This is a genomic window from Candidatus Methylarchaceae archaeon HK02M2 (assembly GCA_024256165.1).
Taxonomy (GTDB): domain Archaea; phylum Thermoproteota; class Nitrososphaeria; order Nitrososphaerales; family JACAEJ01; genus HK02M2.
The window spans coordinates 1-6,169 of the sequence record JAKLZG010000065.1; the positions used below are offsets into that span (position 1 = coordinate 1).

At 35.2% G+C, this 6,169-nt stretch carries 9 protein-coding genes; 5 read left to right on the plus strand and 4 right to left on the minus strand.

Annotated elements, in window-relative coordinates; translation table 11 throughout:
• Positions 1-297: 297 nt before the first annotated feature.
• The 3 genes from L6N96_05245 to L6N96_05255 form a co-directional block, all read right to left on the minus strand.
• On the minus strand, positions 298-837 hold the full coding sequence (locus tag L6N96_05245) for a hypothetical protein (protein ID MCP8323565.1): 540 nt from the start codon (positions 835-837) through the stop codon (positions 298-300).
• 107 nt (positions 838-944) lie between these two features.
• Positions 945-1,463, minus strand: coding sequence for a hypothetical protein (locus tag L6N96_05250; protein ID MCP8323566.1), 519 nt, complete (start codon positions 1,461-1,463; stop codon positions 945-947).
• Positions 1,464-1,536: 73 nt separating this feature from the next.
• Entirely contained in the window at positions 1,537-2,472 is a 936-nt protein-coding gene (locus L6N96_05255) for a CPBP family glutamic-type intramembrane protease (GenBank protein ID MCP8323567.1), read from the minus strand.
• Between the two features lie 114 nt (positions 2,473-2,586).
• Here L6N96_05255 and L6N96_05260 point away from each other — a divergent pair, with 114 nt between their 5' ends.
• On the plus strand, positions 2,587-3,327 hold the full coding sequence (locus L6N96_05260; GenBank protein MCP8323568.1) for a hypothetical protein: 741 nt from the start codon (positions 2,587-2,589) through the stop codon (positions 3,325-3,327).
• A gap of 56 nt (positions 3,328-3,383) precedes the next feature.
• Here the strand turns inward: L6N96_05260 and L6N96_05265 are convergent, their stop codons facing one another.
• Positions 3,384-3,902, minus strand: a complete 519-nt coding sequence (locus L6N96_05265; protein MCP8323569.1) for a DJ-1/PfpI family protein — start codon at positions 3,900-3,902, stop codon at positions 3,384-3,386.
• Positions 3,903-4,021: 119 nt separating this feature from the next.
• On the opposite strand from L6N96_05265, the gene L6N96_05270 reads away from it, so the two are divergent.
• The 4 genes from L6N96_05270 to amrS form a co-directional block, all read left to right on the plus strand.
• Positions 4,022-4,441, plus strand: coding sequence for a secondary thiamine-phosphate synthase enzyme YjbQ (locus L6N96_05270; protein MCP8323570.1), 420 nt, complete (start codon positions 4,022-4,024; stop codon positions 4,439-4,441).
• A gap of 85 nt (positions 4,442-4,526) precedes the next feature.
• Positions 4,527-4,691: a hypothetical protein gene (locus L6N96_05275; protein ID MCP8323571.1), complete on the plus strand. Its 165-nt coding sequence runs from the start codon at positions 4,527-4,529 to the stop codon at positions 4,689-4,691.
• 122 nt (positions 4,692-4,813) lie between these two features.
• Complete coding sequence (locus L6N96_05280) at positions 4,814-5,170, plus strand: hypothetical protein (protein ID MCP8323572.1); 357 nt, start codon at positions 4,814-4,816, stop codon at positions 5,168-5,170.
• A gap of 30 nt (positions 5,171-5,200) precedes the next feature.
• Positions 5,201-6,169, plus strand: a 969-nt coding sequence (gene amrS / locus L6N96_05285; GenBank protein ID MCP8323573.1) for an AmmeMemoRadiSam system radical SAM enzyme, incomplete at its 3' end; no start/stop codon positions are given.

Consider the following 6,169-nt stretch of genomic DNA (forward strand, 5'->3'; position numbering starts at 1 on the left):
TTACTGAAATCAGCAGACGTGGTGACGGAATAGCGAAGATCGAAGGATTCATCATCTTCGTCCCCGATGCCAAAGTTGGACAGCAAACTAGAATTAAGATCGTTCATATTGGAAACCGATTTGCCAATGGTCAGATAGTCGAAGCCGTAGAAAAAGAAGAAACAACCGACTAAGCTTCTAATAAGAAGCATAGTAATGTGATGTCGAAGAATTCTGGCGGGAGGCAGATTACGTCATTCCGCCAATTTTTTTTAAAAAAGGAGATTGTTCCTTCATTTCAGTGTTTTCAATTATCTCTTATTCTTTCGTCATCATTCCGATGAGCTCATAACGCTTTTTTGATGACAAAAGTATATCATCGATTATATACAAAATCTCTTTACACTGATTAATACTAATCGATTTTTTAATAGAGATCTTTGAAAAAAGATCATAAAGCAAGGCAATTGTACTTAACATATCCGTATCCACATCTATCATCTCATTTAATTTATTTACATCTTCTATCTTACCTAATCTGACGATAGTCTCATATCCATGAGCCTCCATAAGTTTAAACTCATTAAATAGATCAAGAAGTTTGAGGTAAATTTTATTGAGGTTCTCCTTTTTTCTTTCACTTTGGGTTTTACCCATCAGATCATCAATAGTTTGAAGTACATATGCTGTCTGTGTAGTCAGACGATTACTTATCAGTTTATCCACTTCTCTCATTTTCGTCGAAGTCGAGTGGGCTGTGTTTATAGCTCGTTGAAGTCTTGAAGCAAGTATTCGTGCCTCTTTTATCTGTTCAGCCTTACCAGCCGACCCACTATCGCCATTGGATCTATTAGTCATTATTGATTCTTTGTCTTTTTTAATTCTTTAAATTGTTTTCCTTAACTATAACTAACGATTCAATAAAAATAACTAAACCAAAGATTTGAAATAATTCTTGATTTCGTTTACTCCATGAGCCTCTTTTCAGAAAGACTTTTCAAATTAGTGAAAACACCTTTGAATTTATCTGACAATATGTTCATGTATAGTTCTATTTCCCCATCGTTCATGTACTGGAACATATATGGTCCAGAATATGGGCTAGGATCACCCATTCTAGTCATAAATTCTATATGCATCAACGGGTCGCCTTCCTTGATAGTTATAGGTTGCCTATCATTACTCAAGTTTACAAGCTCTAAAGCCAGCCTACCTACGAATCCACTATGAACCTTAGCAGCATTTAGGAAAGATAGACCCATTCGTCCATATTTGCTCTTTGCAGTAAGATGAGCAACATATCCAATAGGTGCGAATACTATTTCATGAGAAATAAGATTTTTATGTTCGAGATAGTTTAGTGTAGTTTCCTCCTTAACTGTTAGGACGTAGCCATCCCCATCTAGCAATCTAGATTCAAAGGGATGTATACACTTATACTGATCGACCAGATCGATAAGTTCACTTTTACCCAAGATACACATTTACAGCACAACATAACATTATGAAAAGTAGCATTAAAAACATTTATTGAAACATTTATTTAATATTCAATATTTACATACTATCTTCTTTTGTACTATAAATCTTCTTTATCTTTAGAAGTGTATAGATTAAAATGAATAAAAGAGAGGCAGGCCCTATGATCATCATAAACCAATCGGCTAAATAAAGAAGACTACTTTCTCCAACAATCTTCCCAAAGTAGTAGAATGAGCCAGTGAAATAGTTGAACGACCAATGGAGAAGAACTGCGCCAGGAAAACCGTGGTAGAGGTAGATCAAGCCTAAAATAATCCCAACAAGGGAAGTTGTGGTTACCTTACCAATCTCCCACCCACCCCCAAGCGCGATATGGGCAAAGCCGAATAAGAGTCCGCTTATCATTACTACTAAATAGAGAATCTTTTTATCTAAATTTCTTAGTTCACGTATATATTCTGCTGGATTCCATAAGGCCTTAATGAAATTGAAGTAAGCACCCCTTACGATCAATATAGTAATTGTCGCTGTCCCTAATGTGAATATTCGGAATATTATCTCCTCAATTATCGGGGCTACAGAGTCAGATAAAAAATCCAATATTGGATTCGTTTCAGGGAGAGAGCCTGTCGGGATACCTGCACTTTCCTGTAATAGCGAAATAAAGATTATCACCAACAAAAGGGCCGAGAAAGTTACAGCAATTGTTGATAAAGTGTTATCGAAGATTGTTTTCAACCCATCATTCAAAGAAATCCTAGGAATTCTATGCAATTTTTGACGGGGGCCAATCATAGCATTAACGAAGACAAATAAGTAGATGAGCCAAAAAAGCATGAAGAGAGTTTTTACATCATTGGTTGAACTTCTACCCAAATCTGTGAAGAATAATATGTATAATCCCAAAGGGAAAGAAAATATCATAAGACCTATCAACAAAAAAACCATTATCAAGTAAGTTAGTGTAAGTACAGATTTTAGATTGTTGTAGCTAGAATGGATTTCTGTCAACCTCTCTTGTCACTAATCTAGGCACAAATTTAAGCTTAATTCTACATATTTTTGCTTAAAGCTTAATTTAATAATTAGAACAGTATTTATTGACGCTCGATCATTAAGAAATGCATGGCAAATATCTTCAAAGATAAAATAGTTTTTGTTGCTGGAGGTGGACATTTTGGCACAGAGGCTATTAAATCATTAAGAGCATCATCTGCAAAAGTAATTTTGGTTGATACAATATCTAATTGTAAGGCGAGTAAATTCGCGGATGAGAAAGTAAATGGATGTGACATCGATGAGGCATTTAGCATAGAATCCAATAGTGTCAAATTTTTTCTCTGTGATGCTGTAGAATTATTGAACAAAATCATTAGAAGGGCGACCCCCGATCATATCGTTCCGGCCATACCTGGTCATCTAGCTGGGGAAGTAGTCAAAAGATGGCTTGAAGAAGAGGGTTTCAGATTAAAAGGTGACTCAGAAACAGCAATAGAAGTATTGAATGAAATACCAAAGAGCCTTGTTATGAGTTATAATAAAGAAACAGGAAGAATCGTTACGAGTTATATGCCCGAAGGAAGATTATGTAATCTTCCTTGTGATCAACCAATAGATTTTTGTCGTACTACTGGCAGAAAAAAAGCAGGTCCTATGTATAGCATATTAGAATTTGCTACTTGGAAGAAGGCAGAAATCTCTAAAATAATCCATAGTTACAAGCTTCAACGTGATGTCGGTTGTTTTAAGGGAGAAGATATTGTATCATTTTTATCAGAATTAAAGAATAGAAAGACTCCTTACAGTCTGGCTATCGGGACTTCGTGTTCTTGCCATGGTGTTTTAAATCTATTTTTAGTTAACTAATATGAAGATTGAACAAATTCCGCTCATATTCGGTCATTTTTCGAAAATTATTTAATTCATATAATACTCTCTAGTATCTTCTTTCCAAATTCTTTAGCTGCCTCTGGTCCTCTTCCTGTTATTATCCTACCATCCACTTCGACTGGTGCTCCTGATATCTTCGCTCCAGCCTTCTTAAGCTCACTTATGGTTTTGTCTGTACTACAGACCGTTGCCTTTTTATTAAAGAGTAGACCTGCTCGAGCGAGAACTACAGGGGAGATACATATCGCTGAGACTATCTTCCCAAGATCATCTGCCTCTTTAACAATTTCTAGAACTCTTTGGTTGTCCCACAAATAAGTCTGAGAACCAGGACCACCTACAACAACAACTGCATCGTAATCAGCTGGATCGACTTCATCCACAATAATTTGAATGTCTACATTAACGCCTAACATACCTTTGGCTGTTCCTTTGGTTGTGCTGGCTACATGAACTTCTACATCAGCTTTTTCTAAGATATCCTTTGGTACTAGGAACTCCTCGTCTCTGAAATTCTTTGGCGCGATAATTATCAGAACTTTCTTCGACATAAATAGTCTTTTATTGTTATCTCAAACTAGTTAAAAAATCTTCATTTTAGATTGTTTTTCGCTAATAAAGGAAAAAGCAATTTAAGGATCATGTATAAAGTAAGTCTTTAGTGGATTTTATGACCGTCTTAACAAAGCACCTTAGTTTATCTACAAAAGGCGAATTGGATATGATCGATATAACCAATTCGGTAGGTAAAGTTGTAAAAGATACTAAGCTCGAAAACGGTATAGTAACCGTTTTCGTTCCTGGTTCTACTGGTGCCTTGACGACTATTGAGTATGAGCCAGGTCTACTGAAGGATTTCCCAGATATGTTAGAGAGGATCATTCCAAAAAGCCTAGAATATGAGCATGAGAAAAGGTGGCATGATGGTAATGGGCATTCACATGTGAGGGCCTCACTTATAGGACCTAGTCTTACAATTCCTTTCAAGGAGAAGAGGTTAATTTTAGGGACATGGCAACAAGTAGTCTTTATAGAGTTAGATATTCATAGTCGATCAAGAGAGCTAATCTTACAGATAATAGGCGAATGATATTCTCATATCATTAACCAAAATAATATATCTGGTTAGATAAACCATATATATCTAGATCAATAATAGTATCAATCGATGATTTATGAAGCAAATTACTTCTAAGAAAAAGTGTTCGAGATGTGGAGCAACATTCGCTACAGTAGTAGAATATGAGAGGCATATAGAGACATGCGATGCAAACAGGATCAGCAAGAAGGCAGAAATTTTATCAAAGAGGTTAAAACAAGCAGCTGAAGAATTTAAATGAATTTAAAGAATATAAAAAATACATGTATTGCGCTTCATAATATCCTTTCAATTATACAAAAATAATACAGAAGATACTTGTACAGACTTAAACTTATAAAGTCTGATTTCATATTTGGTATTATGTCTGAAAGTCCTGAAAAAAAGACAATAAAAAGGATCATTCCCCATTTGGAAAAGAAAGTATTAAAGTCAAAGGAAGAATATTTTGGAGTAATAGAAATAATTATGGCCCAAATTGAAAAATCAAGGGACATTAGGTTTAAAACAGTTTGGACCAATGCTTTATCTTATGCGATGAGGACCTTCGAAGATTACAATTTTTACATTCAAACCCTTGAGACGCTAACTTCAGAATATGATCAGACATTTATTAAAATATTTGAAGAAGCAAATAGGGAATATAAAGAACAGATAAATCAGAAAGAAGAAGAGATCAAGAAAATGCTAAAAAGTAGTGAATTGTATAAAACAATATAAAAAAAGTAAATTATAATTCAAAAATAAGTGTTGCCAAAGCAGAGAGAGCTTCTGAAGTATAAAAGTGTGAAGGAAAGCCCTCTATACACGAAGAAAGGGGATAAAGTCCGCTGTGATCTATGTGAGAGAAGATGCCTGATATCTCAAGATAATTACGGCTTTTGTAAAACAAGGTTGAATAAGGATGGTAGATTGTATACATTGGTATATGGCGATATATCATCCATATCTGCAAACCCGATAGAGAAGAAACCATTCTTTCATTATTGGCCAGGCTCTTATGCTTTGACGATAGGAACTTGGAGTTGTAACTTTACATGTCCTTGGTGCCAGAATTATGACATTAGTAAAAGTTATCCGAGTCCATTCAGTGCTCACTATATGAGCTCAAAGGAGCTAATGGATAGAGCAACATCAGAGAAATGTAAAGGGGTATCTTTCTCTTTTAATGAACCCACATTACTCTATGAATATGCTCTCGATGTTTTCCCTTTATTGAGTAAAATGAACATGTATGCCAATTATGTCTCAAATGGATATATGACATTTGAAGCATTAAGGGCATTGTTTGATGCAGGAATGGATGCTATAAAATTCGATGTTAAAGGTGATTTCAAGACCGTTAAGAAGTTTTGTGCAACAGATGTAAATATAGTTTGGAGGAATATACATGAAGCGAAAAGTTTAGGGTTGCACGTTGAAATAGTTAATCTTGTAATACCTGGAATTAACGATGACGAAAGTCACATTAAAGAACTTGTTAAGAGGCATATCAAAGAGGCTGGGGAAAGAACACCATTACACTTTACTCGCTTCTATCCAACATACAAAATGGTTGATAGACCTCAAACCCCTATAATCACCTTAGAGAAGGCTCATGAGATAGCAAAAAAAGAGGGAGTTGAGTATGTTTACATAGGAAATGTCTTAGGTCACAGGTTAGAGAACACTTATTGCCATAACTGTGGTGAGGTCTTGATAAAGAGGTATGGATTCTTC

Excerpts from the sequence above, each read along its gene's own strand:
- L6N96_05275 (MCP8323571.1), top strand. The coding sequence starts at position 4,527 with ATGAAGCAAATTACTTCTAAGAAAAAGTGTTCGAGATGTGGAGCAACA.
- L6N96_05250 (MCP8323566.1), bottom strand. The coding sequence starts at position 1,463 with ATGTGTATCTTGGGTAAAAGTGAACTTATCGATCTGGTCGATCAGTAT.
- L6N96_05265 (MCP8323569.1), bottom strand. The coding sequence starts at position 3,902 with ATGTCGAAGAAAGTTCTGATAATTATCGCGCCAAAGAATTTCAGAGAC.
- L6N96_05260 (MCP8323568.1), top strand. The coding sequence starts at position 2,587 with ATGGCAAATATCTTCAAAGATAAAATAGTTTTTGTTGCTGGAGGTGGA.
- L6N96_05280 (MCP8323572.1), top strand. The coding sequence starts at position 4,814 with ATGTCTGAAAGTCCTGAAAAAAAGACAATAAAAAGGATCATTCCCCAT.
- L6N96_05245 (MCP8323565.1), bottom strand. The coding sequence starts at position 837 with ATGACTAATAGATCCAATGGCGATAGTGGGTCGGCTGGTAAGGCTGAA.
- L6N96_05270 (MCP8323570.1), top strand. The coding sequence starts at position 4,022 with ATGACCGTCTTAACAAAGCACCTTAGTTTATCTACAAAAGGCGAATTG.